At 72.5% G+C, this 18,630-nt stretch carries 15 protein-coding genes; 5 read left to right on the top strand and 10 right to left on the bottom strand.

Annotated features, from left to right (window positions below; translation table 11 throughout):
- Positions 1-77: 77 nt before the first annotated feature.
- The gene (locus ACZ6D7_RS42015; protein WP_469502779.1) at positions 78-1,250 is read right to left on the bottom strand and encodes a sensor histidine kinase; all 1,173 of its coding nucleotides are present in this window, start codon (positions 1,248-1,250) and stop codon (positions 78-80) included.
- 153 nt (positions 1,251-1,403) lie between these two features.
- Here ACZ6D7_RS42015 and ACZ6D7_RS42010 point away from each other — a divergent pair, with 153 nt between their 5' ends.
- Complete coding sequence (locus ACZ6D7_RS42010) at positions 1,404-2,003, top strand: hypothetical protein (RefSeq protein ID WP_469502777.1); 600 nt, start codon at positions 1,404-1,406, stop codon at positions 2,001-2,003.
- Positions 2,004-2,045: 42 nt separating this feature from the next.
- On the opposite strand, the gene ACZ6D7_RS42005 is transcribed toward ACZ6D7_RS42010, so the two are convergent.
- Entirely contained in the window at positions 2,046-2,618 is a 573-nt protein-coding gene (locus ACZ6D7_RS42005) for a cob(I)yrinic acid a,c-diamide adenosyltransferase (protein ID WP_469502772.1), read from the bottom strand.
- A gap of 414 nt (positions 2,619-3,032) precedes the next feature.
- Here ACZ6D7_RS42005 and ACZ6D7_RS42000 point away from each other — a divergent pair, with 414 nt between their 5' ends.
- Positions 3,033-3,356 carry an STAS domain-containing protein gene (locus ACZ6D7_RS42000; protein ID WP_469502769.1) on the top strand — a complete coding sequence of 108 codons (324 nt, stop codon included), beginning with the start codon at positions 3,033-3,035 and terminating at the stop codon, positions 3,354-3,356.
- Positions 3,357-3,592: 236 nt separating this feature from the next.
- Entirely contained in the window at positions 3,593-6,133 is a 2,541-nt protein-coding gene (locus ACZ6D7_RS41995; RefSeq protein WP_469502766.1) for an ATP-binding protein, read from the top strand.
- Between the two features lie 80 nt (positions 6,134-6,213).
- Here the strand turns inward: ACZ6D7_RS41995 and nucS are convergent, their stop codons facing one another.
- Positions 6,214-6,885 (bottom strand): endonuclease NucS, encoded by a 672-nt coding sequence (gene nucS / locus ACZ6D7_RS41990; protein WP_469502763.1) that lies wholly within the window; start codon positions 6,883-6,885, stop codon positions 6,214-6,216.
- 311 nt (positions 6,886-7,196) lie between these two features.
- On the opposite strand from nucS, the gene ACZ6D7_RS41985 reads away from it, so the two are divergent.
- On the top strand, positions 7,197-7,589 hold the full coding sequence (locus tag ACZ6D7_RS41985; protein ID WP_469502760.1) for an SCO5389 family protein: 393 nt from the start codon (positions 7,197-7,199) through the stop codon (positions 7,587-7,589).
- Positions 7,590-7,678: 89 nt separating this feature from the next.
- Here ACZ6D7_RS41985 and ACZ6D7_RS41980 read toward each other — a convergent pair whose 3' ends face one another.
- A complete protein-coding gene (locus ACZ6D7_RS41980; RefSeq protein ID WP_469502757.1) occupies positions 7,679-8,707 on the bottom strand; it encodes an LLM class flavin-dependent oxidoreductase in 1,029 nt (342 codons plus the stop codon).
- 222 nt (positions 8,708-8,929) lie between these two features.
- On the opposite strand from ACZ6D7_RS41980, the gene ACZ6D7_RS41975 reads away from it, so the two are divergent.
- On the top strand, positions 8,930-9,271 hold the full coding sequence (locus ACZ6D7_RS41975) for an ATP/GTP-binding protein (protein ID WP_469502754.1): 342 nt from the start codon (positions 8,930-8,932) through the stop codon (positions 9,269-9,271).
- Between the two features lie 4 nt (positions 9,272-9,275).
- Here the strand turns inward: ACZ6D7_RS41975 and ACZ6D7_RS41970 are convergent, their stop codons facing one another.
- The 6 genes from ACZ6D7_RS41970 to scy form a co-directional block, all read right to left on the bottom strand.
- A complete protein-coding gene (locus ACZ6D7_RS41970; protein ID WP_469502751.1) occupies positions 9,276-10,163 on the bottom strand; it encodes an ABC transporter permease in 888 nt (295 codons plus the stop codon).
- Positions 10,160-11,521 carry an ABC transporter ATP-binding protein gene (locus ACZ6D7_RS41965; protein WP_469502748.1) on the bottom strand — a complete coding sequence of 454 codons (1,362 nt, stop codon included), beginning with the start codon at positions 11,519-11,521 and terminating at the stop codon, positions 10,160-10,162. Before ACZ6D7_RS41965 ends, ACZ6D7_RS41970 begins: the two co-directional genes overlap by 4 nt.
- 110 nt (positions 11,522-11,631) lie before the next feature.
- Entirely contained in the window at positions 11,632-12,402 is a 771-nt protein-coding gene (locus ACZ6D7_RS41960) for an ABC transporter permease (RefSeq protein ID WP_469502745.1), read from the bottom strand.
- Between the two features lie 2 nt (positions 12,403-12,404).
- Positions 12,405-13,361 carry an ABC transporter ATP-binding protein gene (locus tag ACZ6D7_RS41955; protein WP_469502742.1) on the bottom strand — a complete coding sequence of 319 codons (957 nt, stop codon included), beginning with the start codon at positions 13,359-13,361 and terminating at the stop codon, positions 12,405-12,407.
- Positions 13,362-13,492: 131 nt separating this feature from the next.
- Positions 13,493-14,431 carry a cellulose-binding protein gene (locus tag ACZ6D7_RS41950; RefSeq protein WP_469502739.1) on the bottom strand — a complete coding sequence of 313 codons (939 nt, stop codon included), beginning with the start codon at positions 14,429-14,431 and terminating at the stop codon, positions 13,493-13,495.
- A 183-nt stretch (positions 14,432-14,614) separates the two neighbouring features.
- Positions 14,615-18,496 carry a polarized growth protein Scy gene (scy, locus tag ACZ6D7_RS41945; RefSeq protein ID WP_469502736.1) on the bottom strand — a complete coding sequence of 1,294 codons (3,882 nt, stop codon included), beginning with the start codon at positions 18,494-18,496 and terminating at the stop codon, positions 14,615-14,617.
- Positions 18,497-18,630: the final 134 nt, after the last annotated feature.

The following is an 18,630-nucleotide window of genomic DNA, read 5'->3' as shown; positions in this document are numbered from 1 at the left end:
GACGTTCTGTGGGCAATGCTGCGTGACAAAAGGCTCTTCACCTCCGCCCCACCCGTCACGCAGGCGGCTTGACACGGTCATTGAGATTCTCCTTCAGTAAGGGGGAGCGAGGCGCGTACGGTCCACAGGGTGCCCTCCGGCCCGGCCTCGAACGTGCCGCCCAGCAGCGCCGCCCGCTCCCGCATCCCGATCAGGCCCGACCCGGAACCGGGGGCCCGCGGCCCGTCGCGGCGGCCGTAGGGGCTGCTCACCCGGACGTCGAGCATGTTGTCGTGGTGGGTCAGGGCGACGGTCACCCGGCCGGGGCGGGCGTGCTTGAGGGCATTGGTCAGCGACTCCTGGACGATCCGGTACGCGGCCAGCTCGACGGGGGCCGGGACCCGGCCGTGGTCGGCGTCGAGGGTGACGTCGAGACCGTTGGCGCGGGCGCCGTCCACGAGGGCGTCCAGGCCGTCGAGGGTCGGTGCCGCGGCGGGTTCCTGGTCCCCGCTGCCGTCGCGCAGGATCCCGATCAGCCGCCGCATCTCCGCGAGCCCGTCGACACTGTTCTCCCGGATCACCCCGAGCGCATCGCGGGAGGTCCGCGGATCGTCGATCGACAGCGCGGCCGTGGAGTGGATGGCGATCGCGGACAGATGGTTGGCGACCATGTCGTGCAACTCCCGGGCCATCCGCGCCCGTTCGGCGAGCACCGCCTGGCTGCGGTCCATCTCGGCGAGCAGCGCGGTCTGTTCGGCGCGCAGCTGGGCGGCGGTCGCCGCGTCACGGTGGTTGCGGACGATCCAGCCGGTGGCGGCCGGCCCGAACGCCACGGCGCCGATGACCACACCGATCAGCAGCGCCTCCGGCACCCGCCACACCGCGAACGGCACCACGGTCCCGGCCACCGTGAGCAGCCCGGTGATCCAGGGGATCCGGCGGGCCGAGGCGGGCGGGCCGTACAGGACGCCCGCGTACACGAGGTCGGTGAACATCAGCACGGTGGCCACGCTGCCCTGCGTGACGGTGTCCAGGGTCACCGCCGCCGTGCCGGTCAGCAGCGCCGCACGCGGGGCCGTCCGGCGCAGCAGCTCGCAGCCGGACATCACCACCAGCGGCACCAGGATCGGCCAGGGGCCGGGGAAGAGCACGTTCGGTTCGTCGGGCGGCCGGGTGGCCAGGTCGACCGCCAGCAACAGCAGTCCGCCGAGCAGCCCGCCGACCGCGACGTACACGTCGAAGCGGTGGGGGCGGGGGAGGGCTGCGGCCATGTCCTCCATCCAACACGGCGCGCCACGCGCCCGCCTGCTCCCGGGGGACGTTTCCGCGCTGCATCTTTCGATGTACCCCGACTTCGTCACCGCCGACGACGAACGCGGCCGGTGCCGACGGGAGCCTGGAAGGGTGACCGAGAGGAGCGAGTCGTGGTCGTCACATTGATCATCGTGTGTGAGGTCGGCTTCTGGGTGCTGCTGACGCTGGGCCTGGCCGTCCGGTACCTGCTGAGGTGGCGCCGTACCAGTGTGGTCCTGCTGCTGTGCGAGCCGGTGCTGGAGCTGGTCCTGTTCGCCGTCACGGCGATCGACCTGAGGAACGGGGCGGAGCCGGGCTGGGAACACGGCCTGGCCGCGCTCTACATCGGCTACACCGTCGCGTACGGCCACTACACGATCCGCTGGCTCGACGGGCACGCCGCGCACCGCCTGGCCGGCGGCCCGCCTCCGCCGAGGCCGCCGCGGTACGGCATGGCACGGGCCCGCCACGAGGGCGCTCTGTGGCTGCGCACGCTGCTGGCGGCCGCCGTCGCCTGCGCCCTGCTCCAGGCCGCCGTCTGGTACGTAGGCGACGGCGACACCTCGTCGCTGCGGTCCTTCCAGTGGGTGGCCCTCAGGGCCGCCGGCATCCACGGTCTGGTGGCGCTGGCCTACGTGATCTGGCCGAAGAGGGAACCGGAGACGGACCGGCGGGACGCGGCCGCGGCCGGGGCACGATCCGCGCGGGACAAGGAGGAGGCCCGGCGGTGAGCCGGGCCTCGGGGCGGGGCGGGGGATGGGCCGGGGGAGCGCTCAGCGCTCCCCGCCCGGGACCCACAGCACGTCGCCGGTCTCCTTGTTGGCCGTGCGGGCCAGGATGAACAGCAGGTCCGAGAGGCGGTTGAGGTAGGTCGCGGTGAGGGGGTTCATCACCTCGCCGTGGACCTCCAGGGCGGCCCAGGTGGAGCGTTCGGCGCGGCGGACGACCGTGCAGGCCTGGTGGAGCAGGGCCGCGCCCGGGGTGCCGCCGGGGAGGATGAACGAGCGCAGCTTCTCCAGCCGCTCGTTGAAACGGTCGCAGTCCGCCTCCAGCCGGTCGACGTAGAACTGCTCGACCCGCAGCGGCGGGAACTCCGGGTTCTCCACCACCGGCGTCGACAGGTCCGCGCCCACGTCGAACAGGTCGTTCTGGACACGGGTGAGGACCGTGACGATCTCCCCGTCCAGCCCGCCCAGCGCGATCGCCGTGCCGATGACCGCGTTCGCCTCGTTGGCGTCGGCGTACGCGGAGATCCGCAGGTCGGTCTTGGCGACCCGGCTCATGTCCCCGAGGGCGGTGGTGCCCTGGTCGCCGGTCCTGGTGTAGATGCGCGTCAGATTGACCATGCGGCCAATCTAGACGGTCCCCGCGGATCCGCTCCGTTCCCTTCGTCACCACCGGTCAGTCCGGGCTCAATCGGAGTGAATCGGACAGGATTTGACGACGTGACCGGTGTCTCACCCCATGAGACGTGAGACGCGTTACTAACCGGTCACACAGCGCCTCACGCCCGCTAATCTCCGGCCGAGAGCCAGGTGGAGCGGATGCGCCGGATGGTTGACGCCGGTGACATCGGACGCGAGAGCGGGCAGGGCTTTCAGAGGCACTGAAACCGCACAGGCCCCAGCTGCCTCACCCCTGCGGGTGAATTCGGTATCGGTTCGCTCACAGACGGCAACCTCCGACTGCTTCGCGCAGTCAGAGCATGCAACACCGGACATCACACCGCGGAGCACAAGACGCACGCCTAGGGGAGCGCTATGCACATCAGGGGCGACCACGCCGAGCTGGTCGTCGGGGGCCGTCTCGACGTGCGCTGCGCGGCCGACGCTCGAACGGCCCTGCACACGGCCGTCGACGACGGTATCGGCGACCTGGTGCTCGACCTGTCCGAGCTGGACTCCTGGGACGCCACCGGACTCGGCGTCATCATGGGCGTCCACCGACGCGCCGGCCGCTGCGGCCGCCGCCTGGTGCTGCGCGGCGTACCCCCGCAGATGCAACGCCTGCTGGTGGCCACGCGGCTGCACCGGATCCTGGCGATCGAGGGCGGCATCGGCGTGGAGTCCCTGCCCCGCGTCTGACCCGCACGGCGTGTGGCCTGCGGCGGAAAACATACGGCGGGCGCAATCCTCACCGGACTGTGACGTCTCGGGCGGCGCGGCACCCCGGGCTGTCGTAGATACTGTGCGAAGGTTTACGGTTCGTCTGCCCGCCGCCCGCAGCCCTCGAGCGGGCACCGGACCAGAAGCGACAGCGCAGTGTGCAGCAAGGCCGGGAGGGGCTACCGCCACACGACGCTTTTGGGGGGCTTGGACCTATGGACCCGACGAACCTGGGACCCGAGGAGTACGGCCAGGACGGCGACGGCAACGCGCCGCGCCCGCGCCCGTCCCGGGACCCCCTCGCCGCCGAATTCGGCCAGCACGCGCCCGGCCCGGCGCGCACGGTACGGATCGTCGCCGACGAGCACCTGCTCACGGTCAACCCCGTCGACGGCAGCGAGATAGAACTCTGCCCGCCGACCGAGGTGCCCGAGCGGCCCGCCAAGCGCACGGCCGAGCAGCGGGCCGAGGCCGAGCGCGCCGCCCGCCCGCCCGCCCCGGCCGGACCCGGCCGGCCCGCGCAGCCCCTCCTGGGCCGCCAGGACGAACGCGAGCACCTGGTCCGGCTGCTGGCCCGCGGCCGCTCCGTCCGTCTCACCGGCCCGGCCGGCTCCGGCCGCACCAGCCTCCTCGATCTCGTCGCCGAGGACTGCGAGGACCTCGCCCCCGACGGGGTCGTCCGCCTCTCCGGCTTCCGCCGCACCGCGGCCGACCTGCTGCACGACCTCTTCCACGCCGTCCACGACGCCGACCGGTACCGCCCCGGCACCGAGGAGCTCCTCGCCCTGGTCGGGGAGATCGGCGCGGTCGTCGTCGTCGACGACCTCGGCTTCGGCGGCGCCGACCTCGACGAACTGCTGAACGCCACCCCCGAGTGCGCCTTCCTGCTCGGCGCCACCCCCGACACCCCGGCGCCCTCCGCCGGCTCCGCCGTCGACGAGGTCACCCTCGGCGGCCTGGACCGCGCGGGCGGCGTCGAGGTGATCGAGCGGGCCGTCGGCCGCGTCCTCACCGAGGAGGAGGCCAACTGGGCCGGCGACCTCTGGTTCGAGTCCGAGGGCCTGCCGCTGCGTTTCGTCCAGGCCGGCGCCCTGCTGGGCCAGCGCGACCGGTTGCGCGCCGACGTCGACGCCGTCGACGCCTTCGGGGTCTTCGAGGACGCCCGCCCCTTCGCCGCGCCCGTGGACGCCGGCGCCGGCGAGGCCGAGGAGATACCCCTGCCCTCGCTCGGCGAGGCCGCCGCGCCCGCCCCGCTGCTCGCCGCCCGGCTCAGTGCCTCCGCCCGCGCCACCCTGCGCTTCGCCGTCGCCCTCGGCGGCGAGGTCCCGCACCAGGCCCATCTGCCCGCCCTGGTCGGCGACACCCACGCCGACGCGGCCCTCGGCGAACTCGTCGCCTGCGGACTGGTCTCCCCGGTCGGCACCGGCTACCGGCTCGCCGCCGGAGTCAAGGCCCAGCTGGAGGCCGCCGGATACGGCGAGGACGTCACCGCCCGCGTGCAGACCGCCGCCCAGCACTACGCCTGGTGGGCCGCCCACCCCTCGGTCACCCCCGAGCGGGTCTGCGCCGAGGCGGAGGCCGTCCTCGCCGCCCTCACCGTCGTGGGGCCCACGACGACCCCGCCCGCCGAGGGAGAAGAGGCCACCGCCGTCCGGCTCGCCCGCGCCGCGGCCCCCGCGTTCGCCGCCGGACTGCGCTGGAGTGCCTGGGAGACCACCCTGAACGAGGGCGCGGAGGCCGCGCGGCTCGCCGGGGAGTCCGCCGACCGGGCCTACTTCCACCACGAACTGGGCGTCCTCGCGCTCTGCGGCGGTGACCTCGACCGGGCCCGCTCCGAGCTGGAGGCCTCCCTCGCCCTGCGCGGCACCCTCACCGACAAGCGCGGCACCGTCGCCGGCCGGCGGGCCCTCGCCCTGGTCGCCGACGCCTCGGGCGACATCCCCGGCCTCGCCGCGGCCACGGCCGGCGAGGAGGTGCCCGACGCCCGCCACGAGGAGTCGGCATCCCCGCCCCGCGGCATCCAGTCGGTGGCGCCGGTCTATCCGCGGGAGGCCGAGACCCTCGTCCACCGCGCGGTCGTCCCGCCGTCGCCCCCGGCCCGGCACAGCCGCGGCGGCCTCAAGAGCCTGGCCAAGCGCAACCTCGTCGCGGCCGGCGCGGGCGCGCTCCTGGTCGCCGTGCTCGGTACGGTGGTGACGCTCGGCGCGACCTCCAACAACGACGCCGACAACCCGTCCGACCAGGTCGGGGTCAACCCCTCCGCCAGCACCGGCCTCGGCGACGGCGGCCTCGACTCCGACACCCCGGGCGGCGACACCGGCACCGGCACCGGCGACACGGGCACGGCGACCAGCCGGCCGACGGATCCGGGGCCGGACGGGACGATGGGGACGTCGGACGATCCGACCCCGACGGAGTCGACGGCGCCCACGCCGGGGGCGAGCAGCTCGCACACCTCGGGCAGCGGCGGATCGACGACGACCACGCCGCGGCCGTCGTCGTCGAGCACCACCTCCAGGCCGCCGTCGACCACGCCGTCGACGCCGACGACACCGACGACCCCCTCGACACCGACGACGTCGGCCACCCCGACCGAGTCGACCAGCCCGGCCCCCTCCGACACCACGTCGACCACGGCCAGCGCCCCGGTCTCGCCGAGCACGGCGTCGTCCGTGTCCTCGTCGTCCGCCTCGTCGTCGTCCTCTTCGTCCTCTTCGTCCTCGTCCTCCTCGTCCTCCGCCGGCTCCGTGATCTGAGGAGCCCCCGGACAGCCCGAGGGCCGGGTCCCCTACCCGGGAACCCGGCCCTCACGGTCGTACGAACGCCGTACCGGACGTCAGAACAGGCGCAGCTTGTCGTCCTCGATGCCGCGCATCGCGTCGTAGTCCAGGACCTGGCAGCCGATGCCGCGGTCGGTGGCGAGGACGCGGGCCTGGGGCTTGATCTCCTGTGCGGCGAAGACGCCGCGGACCGGCGCGAGGTGCGGGTCGCGGTTCAACAGCTCCAGGTAGCGGGTGAGTTGCTCGACCCCGTCGATCTCGCCGCGCCGCTTGATCTCGACCGCGACGGTCTGTCCCTCGGCGTCGCGGCACAGGATGTCGACCGGGCCGATGGCCGTCATGTACTCGCGCCGGATCAGGGTGTAGCCCTCGCCGAGGGTCTCGATGCGGTCGGCGAGCAGCTCCTGGAGGTGCGCTTCCACGCCGTCCTTGATCAGGCCGGGATCGACGCCGAGTTCGTGCGAGGAGTCGTGGAGGATCTCCTCCATCGTGATGATGAGCTTCTCGCCCGCCTTGTTGACGACGGTCCAGACGCCCTCCTCCTCGCCGGTCCCCTCCTTCAGCGTGCAGGGCGGCGACATCCAGTTCAGGGGCTTGTAGGCCCGGTCGTCCGCGTGGATCGAGACACTGCCGTCCGCCTTGACCAGGATGAGGCGGGGGGCGGAGGGGAGGTGGGCGGTGAGCCGGCCGGCGTAGTCGACGGAGCACCGGGCGATGACGAGACGCATGGTCGGCAACGCTATCCGACACCTCGCGCCCCACGCGATTCGCCCACCCGTCACCCGCCGCCGCCCGTGACCGGGGCCGCTTCGGGCCCGCCCCTTTTGATCTGGAAAAAGATCGTTCGGACATGGCCGATTGTGCGCCTACTGCGAGTTCCCTATGTGCCCATTCTCCTGGTGCCGTCACCGTCGGTTGCCTACCGTAGTAAACGGGAGGTCGCGATGCGTGTACTCAGCGTGTGCGGTATTTCGGCATGCCGAACTCCCTTTCCCTGTCCGGCAACCCCTGCTTCTCCGGGGGTGCGAGAGGAGTACCCATGTCGCTCGACGTCTCACCGGCCCTACTCGAACAGGCCGAGCGAGGCGAGGTCGACGAAGCTGAATTCGTCGACTGCGTCCGGACCTCCCTGCCCTACGCATGGGAGATGATCAGCTCCCTGGTGGCCCAGCTGAAGGTGGACGGCGGAGCCTTCGCCGACAACCAGACGCCCCCGCCGGACGAGCAGGCACGCGGGCAGCTGCTGCGAGCGCTGGCGAGTGACGCCATTCGCGGCGCCCTTCAGCGGCACTTCGGCGTGCGGCTCGCCTTCCAGAACTGCCACCGGGTGGCGGTGTTCCCGACGGACCCGTCCGTCGACCAGAACCTGGCCCGCTTCACCTCGGTCCGCAGCCAAGTGCTCAACCAGTCACCGGAGTTCCGGGACTGCTGAGGCAGCAGTGTGAGCCTGTCGCTTGCCGCTCCTTACGCGGGAGGTGCCATCAGTACTGGAGCGGCAAGCTCCCCGGTGTGCCGGGCCGTTCAGCGGAGGTGGGGGAGCACCTCCGCGCCCAGCCGCCGGACGTTCTCCTCCGTGGCCGACAGATCGCCCGCGCCCTCGACCAGCAGGGCGAAGCGCGAGATGCCGGTCCGCTCGCTGGTCGCCGCGAGGCGGTCGGCGCACAGCCGTGCCGTGCCCACCGGGTGCAGCCCGCAGAGGAGTTCGGTGTACGCCACCGGGTCCCGCATCGAGCGGGCCCGGCCGTCGACCGTCACATGGGCGTCGAGCCCCTGTTTCAGCCAGCCCGGCATCGCCTTCACGAGCGTCTCGACGGCGTCCGTACGCCGGTCGGCGATCTGGCAGACGCCCGCCGAGACATGCGCGGCGGCGCGGATCTCGTCCCCGGACCGCCCGGCCGCGTGCGCGTACTGCCGCCACAGGGCGACCATCTCGGCCTTCTCCTCGTCCCCGACGTGCATGCCGAGCAGCATCGGCAGCCCGCGCTCGGCGGCCAGCCGCACACTCGACGGCGAGGTGCACGCCACGACGACCTCCGGGCCCTCGGTGTCCGTCAGCGCCTCGGACGGGCGCGGTACGACGGGGACCTCGCGGAAGCGGAACCGCTCACCGTCGGCCCCCACCGAGGGCTCGCGCAGCCAGCGCACCAGCAGATCGAGTGATTCGGGGAACCCCTGCTCGTACGCCGCGAGGCCGGTGCCGAACACCTCCAGGTCGACCCAGGGGCCGCCGCGCCCCACGCCCAGCGAGAAGCGGCCGCCGCTCGTCAGATGCAGCAGCGCGGCCTGTTCACCGAGGGCGACGGGATGGACGGTGGGCAGTACGCTGACCGCGGTGCCGACCCGGATGCGGCGGGTGCGGCCCAGCAGTAAAGCGGCGAGCGTGACCGCCGACGGACAGGTGCCGTACGGCACGAAGTGGTGCTCGGCCAGCCAGACCGAGTCCAGACCCGCCTCCTCGGCGACCTCGGCGGAGCGGACCGCGCGATGCAGCGCCTCCCCCTGGCCCTGCCCGGGGAACTGGGCACCCAACACGAAACTACCAACGCGCATGGACTTTCCTGCTTCCTTGGCTCCGACGCGGAGCTCCCCCACCCGGCATAACCGTCTGACACGTGCCGAGGACACGGCCTGGCGGAGAGATTTGCCGATTGTCTGGAGAATGGGGTGCCGGGGAGGGCGACTTGTGGGGATCGGTGACCTACGGGTGCCCCCGTTCGTGCCGCGTAGGCTGGACACGAACCCTGCTTCCTGTATAGCCCCGTGAGGTGTCCCGTGTCCCCGCGTCGCAACCGACCCAAGGGTGCTGGTTCGTCCGACTCTTCCGGCCCGAGCGCCGAGGACGACCGCGCGAGCCGCTACGGCGGCTGGCAGTCCTCGGTGAACTGGCACGGCGAGGAGTGGAGCGTACGGCACGTGGCGGGCGCGAGCGCGCAGGGCAAGGCGTACCGGTGTCCGGGCTGCGACCAGCTGATCCCGGACGGCGTCCCGCACGTCGTCGCCTGGCCGGAGCACTCGGGGGTGGACGACCGCCGACACTGGCACAAGGCGTGCTGGAACGCGCGAGACCGCCGCACCCCGGGGGTGCAGCGGTCTCGTAACACGCCTCGCTTCTGACGCTCTACACGTCGCGCTTCTCCAACAGGGCGAAGGCGGCGGCGAAGGCGGCGGCCGTCACGCCGAGCGCGATCCACAGCGGGTCCCAGCCGGTCGGGCCGGACTCGGTGAGTTCGGCCGAGTACCAGACGCCCAGCTGGCTGGGGATCGAGTACTCGAACAGGGCGTCGCGCAGACCCTCCAGAGACGCCGAGAACATGAAGATCGCGATGACCAGCGGGGCCAGCAGCAGGCCGATCATGATGGTGATCGCGCCCGCCGAGTGCCGGATGATCGAGCCGACGGCCAGCGACAGCAGGCCCAGCAGCGCGACGTAGAGGGACACACCCACGGTGGCCTTCAGCCACTCGCTTCCGGACGGTTCACGGGCGTCGGTGAACAGGGCGGCGTCCACCATGGCGACGAACCCCGTCGACACCAGCGTCACCACGAACGCGATCGCGAAGAACACGATGGCCTTCGCCGTGAGGACCCGGCCGCGGGACGGGCACGCGACCATCGTGGTGCGGATCATGCCGGTGCCGTACTCCGAGGCGGTGGTGAGCACACCAAGGGTCAGGATCGGCATGCTGCCCAGGAGTACGCCGAAGAAGCCGAACGACAGCGGGCTCTCGCCGGCCAGATCCCCCTCGGAGGCGTTCGCGTCGACGAGCAGGGCGACCACCATGCCGATGCCGACGACCAGCAGCACGAACACGCCCAGCGTCCACATCGTGGAGCGCACCGAGCGGATCTTCGTCCACTCCGAGGCGATGGCGTTCCCGAGGTGCGTCCGGACGACTGGGATCGGCGAGGTGTAGCCGGGGCCGCCCTGGGGCGCGGCGTACGCGGGACCGGGCGCCGCCTGCCAGGCGGGCGCGGCCTGCGGCGAGGGCTGCTGCGGGGTGCTCATCGGGCGTCCTCGGGCTGGGTCGTCGGGGCGGAGGGGCCGGCCGGGGCGGGCGGGGCGGGCGGCGGCGCCTTGTCGAGCGAGGCGGGCGCGGCGGGCGGCTGGGCGGGCTGCGGGGCGGGGGCCGCCGCGGGCTGCGCCGGGGCCTGCGGGGACGTCTGGGCGTACGGGTTGGCGTCGGTGGGCGCGGGCGCCGGAGCGCCGTACGCCCCCTGCGGGGCGGCCGGGGCGGCCGGGGCGGCCGGGGCTGCCGGTGCGGCTGGGGCGCCCGGGGCCGGGTACCCGCCGTAGGCACCCGCCGCGGGCCCCTGGGCCGGCTGCGGAGGCGCGTAGCCCTGGTGCGGGGGCGGCGGGGCGTACCAGCCCGGCTGGCCCTGTCCCGGCACCGGCATCGGCGGCTGGGCACCCGGCGGCAGCGGCTGCTGGAGCCCGGCCTTCTGGTCGATGGTGGACCGGTAGTCCACGGCGCCCTGCGTCATCCGCATGTACGCCTCCTCCAGCGAGGCCTGGTGCGGCGACAGCTCCCACAGGCGTACGTCGGTGTCGTGCGCGATGTCGCTGATGCGGGGGAGGGCCAGTCCCGTCACCCTCAGCGCGCCGTCCTGCTCAGGCAGGACGTGGCCGCCCGCCCCGGTGAGCGCGGAGGCCAGCTTCTCGCGCAGCTGCGGCTCGGTCTGCGGGGTGCGAACGCGCGCGAAGTCGGCGGAGTTGGCCGAGATGAAATCCCTCACGCTCATGTCGGAGAGCAGCTGCCCGCGCCCGATGACGATCAGATGGTCGGCCGTCAGCGCCATCTCGCTCATCAGGTGGGAGGAGACGAAGACCGTGCGGCCCTCCGCCGCGAGCGACTTCATCAGGTTGCGCACCCAGAGGATGCCCTCGGGGTCGAGGCCGTTGACCGGCTCGTCGAAGAGCAGCACCTGGGGGTCGCCGAGCAGCGCGGCGGCGATGCCGAGCCGCTGGCCCATGCCCAGGGAGAAGCCCTTGGACCGCTTCCTCGCCACGTCCTGGAGGCCGACCACACCGAGCACCTCGTCCACCCGGCGGGCCGGGATGCCGGAGAGCTGGGCGAGGGAGAGCAGATGGTTGCGGGCGTGTCGGCCACCGTGCACGGCTTTGGCGTCGAGCAGGGCGCCGACCTGACGGGGCGCGTTCGGCAGTTTGCGGTACGGGTAGCCGCCGATCGTGACCGTGCCCGCGGTCGGGTTGTCCAGGCCGAGGATCATCCTCATGGTCGTCGACTTGCCCGAGCCGTTGGGCCCGAGGAAGCCGGTGACGGCACCCGGCCGTACCTGGAAGGAAAGGTTGTACACGGCGGTCTTGTCGCCGTAGCGCTTGGTCAGGCCGACAGCCTCGATCATGCTCCGCACCCATCGAAAGGATCAGGACAGCAGGGCACACGCCCCCGTAAGGGTTAGGAGCTTATCCGCGCGCTGACGGTTCCGTTCAAATGAAAGCAAAGCCGAAAGCGTCACGCGTCGCGTTTCTTCAGCAGCAGGTAGCCGCCGAGCAGTGCGGCAGCCACCCACGCCACCATGATCGCGAGCCCGCCCCAGGGGCCGTACGGGGTGTCGTCGTCGACCGGAGTGACCACCTGCATGATCCGGCTGCCGGCTTGATCGGGCAGATATCGGCCGATCTTCTTCGTCGCGCCGACGTTGCCGAGGATGGTGGAGATCAGGAAGAAGAACGGCATCAGAATGCCCAGCGACAGCATCGGCGAGCGCAGCATCGCGGCCACGCCCATGGAGAACAGCGCGATGAGGGTCATGTAGAGCCCGCCGCCGATGACCGCGCGCAGCACGCCCGGGTCGCCGAGGTCCGCCCGGTGCGAGCCGAGCATCGACTGGCCCAGGAAGAACGTCACGAAGCTGGTGACCAGGCCGACGGCCAGGGCCAGCCCGCCCGCCACCGCGATCTTGCTGAACAGGAAGGTCCCGCGCTGCGGCACGGCGGCCAGCGAGGTGCGGATCATGCCGGTGCTGTACTCGTTGGACACCACCAGCACCCCGAACACGATCATCGCGAGCTGGCCGAGGCTCATCCCGGCGAAGCTGATGAAGGTCGGGTCGAAGGAGAGCTGGTCGCGGGCGCTCATGTCGTCGAACTCGCTCTTCGACAGCGCGGCGATCAGCATGCCGAGGGCGACGGTGACGACCACGGCCAGCGAGAGCGTCCACACCGTGGACGCCACTGACCGGATCTTGGTCCATTCGGACCGGACGATCTGGATCGTCGCCATGTTCAGCCCCTCCTCGTCCGGTCCGCGCCCCACGACTGCTTCTCCCGGGGGGTCTGCGCGTGTGCGTGGTACTCCACCGACTCGGCGGTGAGCCGCATGAACGCCTCCTCCAGGGAGGCCTGTTGGGGGCTCAGCTCGTGCAGCACGATCTGATGCCGCGCGGCCAGTTCGCCGATCCGCTCGGGCTTGCCGCCGTCCACCTCCAGCACTCCGCTGCCGCTCTCCACGACCGTGACCCCGGCTTCGTGCAAAACATCGAGCAGCCGCTCGCGCTGCGGGGTGCGGATCCGGACGAACGCCCGGGAGTTGCGGGCGATGAAGTCGGCCATGGAGGTGTCGGCGAGCAGCCGGCCCTGGCCGATCACGACCAGGTGGTCGGCGGTCAGCGCCATCTCGCTCATCAGGTGGGAGGAGACGAAGACCGTGCGGCCCTCCGCCGCGAGCGATTTCATCAGGTTGCGGATCCAGTGGATGCCCTCGGGGTCGAGGCCGTTGACCGGCTCGTCGAACATCAGGATCCGGGGGTCGCCGAGGAGCGCGCCCGCGATGCCGAGGCGCTGGCCCATGCCCAGCGAGAACCCCTTGGCCTTCTTCCTCGCCACGGCCGTCAGCCCGACGGTGTCGAGCACCTCGTGGACCCGGTCGCGCGGGATGCCGTTGCTCTGCGCCAGGCACAGCAGGTGGTTGAAGGCACTGCGGCCGCCGTGCATGGCCTTGGCGTCCAGCAGGGCGCCGATGTAGGTGAGGGGGTCCTTGAGACGGTCGTAGTGGGTGCCGTCGATCCGGACGTCACCGGAGGTCGGCCGGTCCAGGCCCAGCATCATCCGCATGGTGGTGGACTTGCCGGCCCCGTTGGGCCCGAGGAAGCCTGTGACGATGCCGGGGCCGACGGTGAAGCTGAGGTTGTTCACCGCCATCTTGTCGCCGTACCGCTTCGTCAGCCCCTCGACCTCGATCATGCCGTCACGCTATGACCGGCACACAGCGCCTGCCACCCGGGCGATGCGAACAGCGGCGCCGGTGTTCTGGGCACGCGCGCACGAAAGGGGCGGCGGGACCAGGTCCCACCGCCCCTCACCCACCTCGGTGACTACCGGGACTGCTGCGCCGGCACTCCGCGGGAGATCGGCTCGTCGTCCGTGGCCGGCGTGCCGGCCGCGGCGACCGCGGCACCCGTCAGCGTGGCGAGCATCTCGCGGACGTTCGTCAGCTGGGCGTTGATGCTGTCGCGGCGGTTGGTGAGAGCCGCCAGCTCGCGCTCGGATTCCGAACGGATCCGGTCCGCCTTGGCATTGGCGTCGGCCACGATGTCCTCGGCCTGGCGCTGCGCCGTCTCGACGGTCTGGCGGGCGCGGCGCTCGGCGTCCGTGCGCAGCTTCTCCGCCTCCAGACGCAGCTGCTCCGCGCGGTGCTCGATCTCCGCGAGGCGCTTCTCCGCCTTCTGCTGACGGGACGCCAGGTCGCGCTCGGACTGCTCGCGGCGCTTGGCCAGGTTGGTCTCGAAGTCGGCGGCGGCCTGCGCGGCCTTGGCGCGGGTCTCCTCGAAGAGGGCGTCCGCCTCCTCACGCTTCGACTGCGCGTCCTTCTGCGCCTCCTGGCGCAGCTGCGACGCGTCGCTCTTGGCCTTCTCGACGATCCGGACGCCCTCGTCCTCGGCCTTGGCCTTGCGCTCCGCGGCGAACGATTCTGCGTCGTTGCGGACCTGCTGGGCGGCGGACTCGGCCAGCTCGCGGTGCTGCTCGGCCGCGCGCCGGGCCTCCTCGCGCAGGTCCTTCGCCTCCTCCTCGGCGAGGCGGAGGATCTTCTCGACACGCGCGCCGAGGCCGGCGTACGACGGTTCGGCGTCGCTTACCTGGGCCTGGGCGTTCTGCGTCTCGAGGTGGAGCTCCTCGATGCGCTTTTCCAGAGCGGTGATGCGGGCGAGAGCGCTGTCACGGTCGGAGACGAGCTTGGAGATCCGTTCGTCCACCTGAGCGCGGTCGTACCCACGCCGCACTAGCTCGAAGCCGTAGGGGGAAGTGTCGCTCATGGGGTTCCTGTCGAATGAGACCGGTGAGGTGATAGGTGGAATCCTAGGGGCCGAAGCGGTGTGTCATCGAGCGGATGCGTGTTTGATCTGGAGAATGACACCCCTTTTGAGTGGCTGCACGGTGCGCCGCTTGCCAAAAACTCAGTCAAAGTCCCCAGACTTTAACGCAATACACACATTCCGCTAGCTGTCTGAGGACTTGCCACCCGATCGTGGCGCTCCGATGGCCGCCCCGGCTCGCACGCCCCCGTCCTTGTTCGCGGACGGCACCTCGAAGGATTCCAAGGCCTCCAGGACATCCTGGACACGGGAGATCTCGGCGTTGATGTCCTCGCGCCGGCGCACCAGGACCTCCAGCTCGCGCTTGCCCTCCTCGACCGTGCGCCGCGCCTCGCGGATCGCCTCGGCCTTCAGCTCCTCGGCCTCCCGCACCAGCGTCGACTTCTTCTGCTCGGCCTCCTTGAGCAGCCCCTCCGCCTTCTTCACCGCGGCGATACGGACCTTGCCCGCCTCGGAGTTGGCCTCCGACACCAGTTCCTTCGCCTTGGCCTGCGCCTTGGCGAGCTGTTCTTCGGACGCCTTGATGAGCGCGTCGCAGCGGTCGCCGGTCGACTTCATCGTCTCGGCGGCCTCACGGCGGGCCCGCTCGTGCAGGCTCTCGATCTCGGTGGTGATGCGGTCGCGCAGCTCCTCCGCCCGCTCCCTTATGGCGGTGGCGTCCCGGCGGGCGCCGACGAGCAGCTCGTCCGCGTCCGTACGGGACTTCTCCACCCGGCTGTTGCCCTCGATCGTCGCCTCGGAGACCAGCCGGTCGGCCTCCTTGCGGGCCGCGCCGACCATCGTGTCCGCCTGCGATTCGGCGTCCGCCGTGGTCTGGAGCGCCTGCTCCTGCGCCTCGGCGAGCAGCTTGTCGACCTCGGCCGTGGTCTCCGTGATCAGCGTGTCGACCTGCTCGGCCGCCTCGGAGCGCCGCTTGTTGGCCTCCTTGCGGGCGTCGTCCAGCGTCGAGTCGGCCTCGTCGCGGGCCACGCTCAGCATCCGGTCGGCCTCCGCCGCGGCCTCCCGCTTGACCCGCTCCGCCTCGACCCGGATCCGCTCGGCGTGCTGCTGCGCGGATCCCACCGTCTCGGCGGCCTCGGCGCGCAGCCGCTCCGCGTCCCCGGTGGCGTCCTGGATCAGCTTCTCCGCCTTGGCGACCGACTCGGCCCGGAGCCGCTCGGCCTCCGCGATCGTCTCCGACTGGAGCCGCTCCGCCTCGGCGATGGTCTCCGTCTGGAGCCGTTCGGCCTCGTTGCGCGCCTCGGTGATCAGCGTGTCGGCCTGCGTCGCCGCGTCCGAACGGATGCGGTTGGCGTCGTCGCGGGCGTCGGCCCGGGAGCGCGAGGCGTCCTGGTCGGCCTGGGCGATGGTGTCCGAGGCCTCCGTGCGCACCCGCTGGGCGTGCGCGGACGCGTCCGACCGCAGCCGCTCCGCCTCCGCGATGGCCTCGCCGACGGTGCGCTCGGCGAGCGCCCGGGCGGCCTCCGTCTCCTCGCTCGCCTCGCGGCGCAGCCGGCCCGCGTCCTCGGAGGCCCGCTCCCGTTCGGCGTAGGCGTCGGCGCGGACCCGGTCCGCCTCCTCCTCGGCCTCCCGCCGGGTACGGTCCGCCGCGTGCTCGGCGGCACTGCGCAGCCCGGTGATCTCCTCCTGGGCCTGCTCGTGCAGCCCGGACACGGAGTCCCGTACCTGCTGGGCGTGCTGTTCGGCCGCCGACACCATCTCGTTGGCGCGCCGGTCGGCCTCCTCGACCAGCCGGACCGCCTCGGCCTGCGCCTCCTCGACGCGGTTGCGCGCCGAGGCCAGCAGTTCCTCGCTCTGCTCGCGGGCCCGCTCGCGCTCCTGGTCGGCCTCCTGGCGGGCGGAGCCGAGGAGTTCCTCGGCCTCGCGGCGCCGGCGGACGGCCTCCTCCTGGGCGGCGGCCAGCGTCTCGGACGCCTCGGTGGCCAGCCGCTCGGCGGCGGCCTGCGCCTCCGCGCGCACCCGGTCCGCGGTGTCCTGCGCCTCCGCCTTCAGCCGCTCCGCCTCCGCGGCGGCGTCCGACCGCAGCCGTACGGCGACGGACTCGCCCTCGGCGCGGGAGGCGGACGCGTCGGCGGCGGCCTCGGTGCGCAGCCGGTCGGCCTCGTCGGCGGCCTGCCGCTGGAGCGTACGGATCCGCTCGGCGGCCTCCGCGCGCAGCCGGTCGGTCTCCTCGGCGGCCTCGCGGCGGATCCGCGCGGCCTCCTCCCGGGCGTCCGACAGCGCCTGCTCGGCGGAGGCGAGCCGGGTCCGCGCCTCCGTGTGCAGCCGGGTCAGCTCGTCGGCGGCCTCGGCCTGCCGGGCCTCGACCGCCCGCTCGGTGTCCTCGTGCAGCTCGCGCGCGGCCTGCTCGGCGTCGGCCCTGATGCCCTCGGCCTGCTCCACGGCCTCGGCGCGGTGGCGCTCGGCCTCCTTGCGGGTGCGGTCCAGGGTCTCCTCGGCCTGCCGGCGCAGGGTGGTGGCCCGCTCGATGGCCTCGGTACGGACCTTCTCGCTGTCCGTGGTGGCCTTCTGCCGCAGCTCGTCCGCGTCGGCCTTCGCCTTGGACAGCAGCTCCTCGGCGGTCCTGGCCGCCTCCTCGATCTGCTGGACGGCCTCCTTGCGGGCCTCCGCGCGGATCTTCTCGCCCTCGCCGACCGCGTCGGCGCGCAGCTGCTCGGCCTCGCCGCGCAGCCGGCGGGCCTCCTCCTGCAGCTCGACCGTCTTGGCGCGGTACTCCTTGGTGTCGTCCTTCGCCGAGCCCTTGAGCTGCTCGGCGATGTCGTGCGCCTCGGCGCGCAGCCGGTCCGCCTCGGTCTCGGCCTCCCGGCGGATCCGCTCGGCCTCCTCGGCAGCGGCCTTCGTGGTGCGCTGGGCGTCCTCCTGCGCCTTGATGAGGACGTCCTCGGCGGTCTTGGCCGCCTTCGACAGCTGGGTCGCGCTCTCCTCGGCGGTGAGCGTGCGGGCCTTCTCGGAGGCCTCCGCGACGATCTTCTCGGCCTCGGCGCGCGCGTCGGCGACGACCTGCTCGGCGTCCGCCTTGGTGGTCTCGGCCTCCTTGGTGGCCTCGCTGACCAGCCGGGCGACCTGCTCCTTCGCCGTACGGGTGCGCTGCTCGTTGGCCGACTCGGCGCTGCTGAGCGCCTTCTCGGCGGCCGCCTTGGCCTCGGCGACCAGTTTCTCGGCCTCGGACTGCGCCTTGCGCAGCGCCTCCTCCGCCTCGGCCATCCGGGTCTCGGCGGCGCGGCTCAGCTCACCGGCCTGGCGGCGGGCCGCGTCCGACTCGTTCACCGTGGAGCTGCGCAGCGCCTCGGCGTGGTCGGTGGCCTCCTGGGCCTGGGTGGAGGCGGCGTTGAGCATCCGCTCGGCGTCCGTGCGGGCGCGCAGCAGGAGCTGCTCGGTCTCCGCGCGGGCCGCCTCGGCGTCGGCCTGGAGCCGCTGGCGTGCCTCCGCGGCCACCCGTTCGGCCTCGGCGCGGGCGGCGGCCAGAGCCTGCTCGGCCTCCGCCCGGGACTCCTCCATCAGCCGGCGGGCCTGCGCCTCGGAGCGGGCGCGCAGCTGCTCGGCCCAGGCCACGTTCTCGTTGACATGCGACTCGACGGTCTGGCGGCGCTCCGCCAGCTCCTGGTCGAGCTGCTGGCGGCGGGTGACGGCCTCCTGGTGCAGCTCCGCCTGGAGCCGGGCCGCCTGTTCGGCGTGCTCCTGGAGGATGCGCTGGGTCTGCGCCCGCGTCTGGCTCAGCTCCCGCTCGGCGTCCTGCCGCAGCTGGTCGGCCTGCATCTGCGCGTTGCGCAGCATCTGCTCGGCCTGGTACCCGAGGTCGCCGCCGTCGAAGGCGGGCCGGGACATGATGGTGCGACGCGCCTCGTGCAACTTGGCGCGCAGCACCTCGACCTGGTAGCCGAGGTCCTCGGCATGCTGAATCGCCTTTTCCCGCTCGGTCTTCAGCCGTTTCATCTCGGCTTCGAACCGAGTCAGGTGATCGACGTCAGCCGCCGGCTCCCGCTCCTGGCTCTCGTAGCCCCGCACTGCGCGGTCCCATCCGTCCCTGGTCGCATGCTTCCCGAACGAGTCCCCGTCCATCCGCCGAACGGGGCCCCCGGGGAATGGTGTCAGATCAACGGCGGAGCATGGGCTGCTGCCCCGACGCTCGTCCCCCGAAA

It is taken from the genome of Streptomyces sp. NPDC041784 (assembly GCF_055591025.1).
Note: the sequence above shows the minus strand (reverse complement) of the source record. Positions and strands in the feature narration are given on the sequence as shown.

Bases quoted from the DNA above. Each gene is read 5' to 3' on its own strand.
- ACZ6D7_RS42005 (WP_469502772.1), bottom strand. From the start codon at position 2,618: ATGGTCAATCTGACGCGCATCTACACCAGGACCGGCGACCAGGGCACC.
- ACZ6D7_RS41965 (WP_469502748.1), bottom strand. From the start codon at position 11,521: ATGATCGAGGCTGTCGGCCTGACCAAGCGCTACGGCGACAAGACCGCC.
- ACZ6D7_RS41985 (WP_469502760.1), top strand. From the start codon at position 7,197: ATGTCGCTCGACGTCTCACCGGCCCTACTCGAACAGGCCGAGCGAGGC.
- ACZ6D7_RS41950 (WP_469502739.1), bottom strand. From the start codon at position 14,431: ATGAGCGACACTTCCCCCTACGGCTTCGAGCTAGTGCGGCGTGGGTAC.
- nucS (WP_469502763.1), bottom strand. From the start codon at position 6,885: ATGCGTCTCGTCATCGCCCGGTGCTCCGTCGACTACGCCGGCCGGCTC.
- ACZ6D7_RS41995 (WP_469502766.1), top strand. From the start codon at position 3,593: ATGGACCCGACGAACCTGGGACCCGAGGAGTACGGCCAGGACGGCGAC.
- ACZ6D7_RS41960 (WP_469502745.1), bottom strand. From the start codon at position 12,402: ATGGCGACGATCCAGATCGTCCGGTCCGAATGGACCAAGATCCGGTCA.
- ACZ6D7_RS41955 (WP_469502742.1), bottom strand. From the start codon at position 13,361: ATGATCGAGGTCGAGGGGCTGACGAAGCGGTACGGCGACAAGATGGCG.
- ACZ6D7_RS42000 (WP_469502769.1), top strand. From the start codon at position 3,033: ATGCACATCAGGGGCGACCACGCCGAGCTGGTCGTCGGGGGCCGTCTC.
- ACZ6D7_RS42015 (WP_469502779.1), bottom strand. From the start codon at position 1,250: ATGGCCGCAGCCCTCCCCCGCCCCCACCGCTTCGACGTGTACGTCGCG.
- ACZ6D7_RS41980 (WP_469502757.1), bottom strand. From the start codon at position 8,707: ATGCGCGTTGGTAGTTTCGTGTTGGGTGCCCAGTTCCCCGGGCAGGGC.
- ACZ6D7_RS41970 (WP_469502751.1), bottom strand. From the start codon at position 10,163: ATGAGCACCCCGCAGCAGCCCTCGCCGCAGGCCGCGCCCGCCTGGCAG.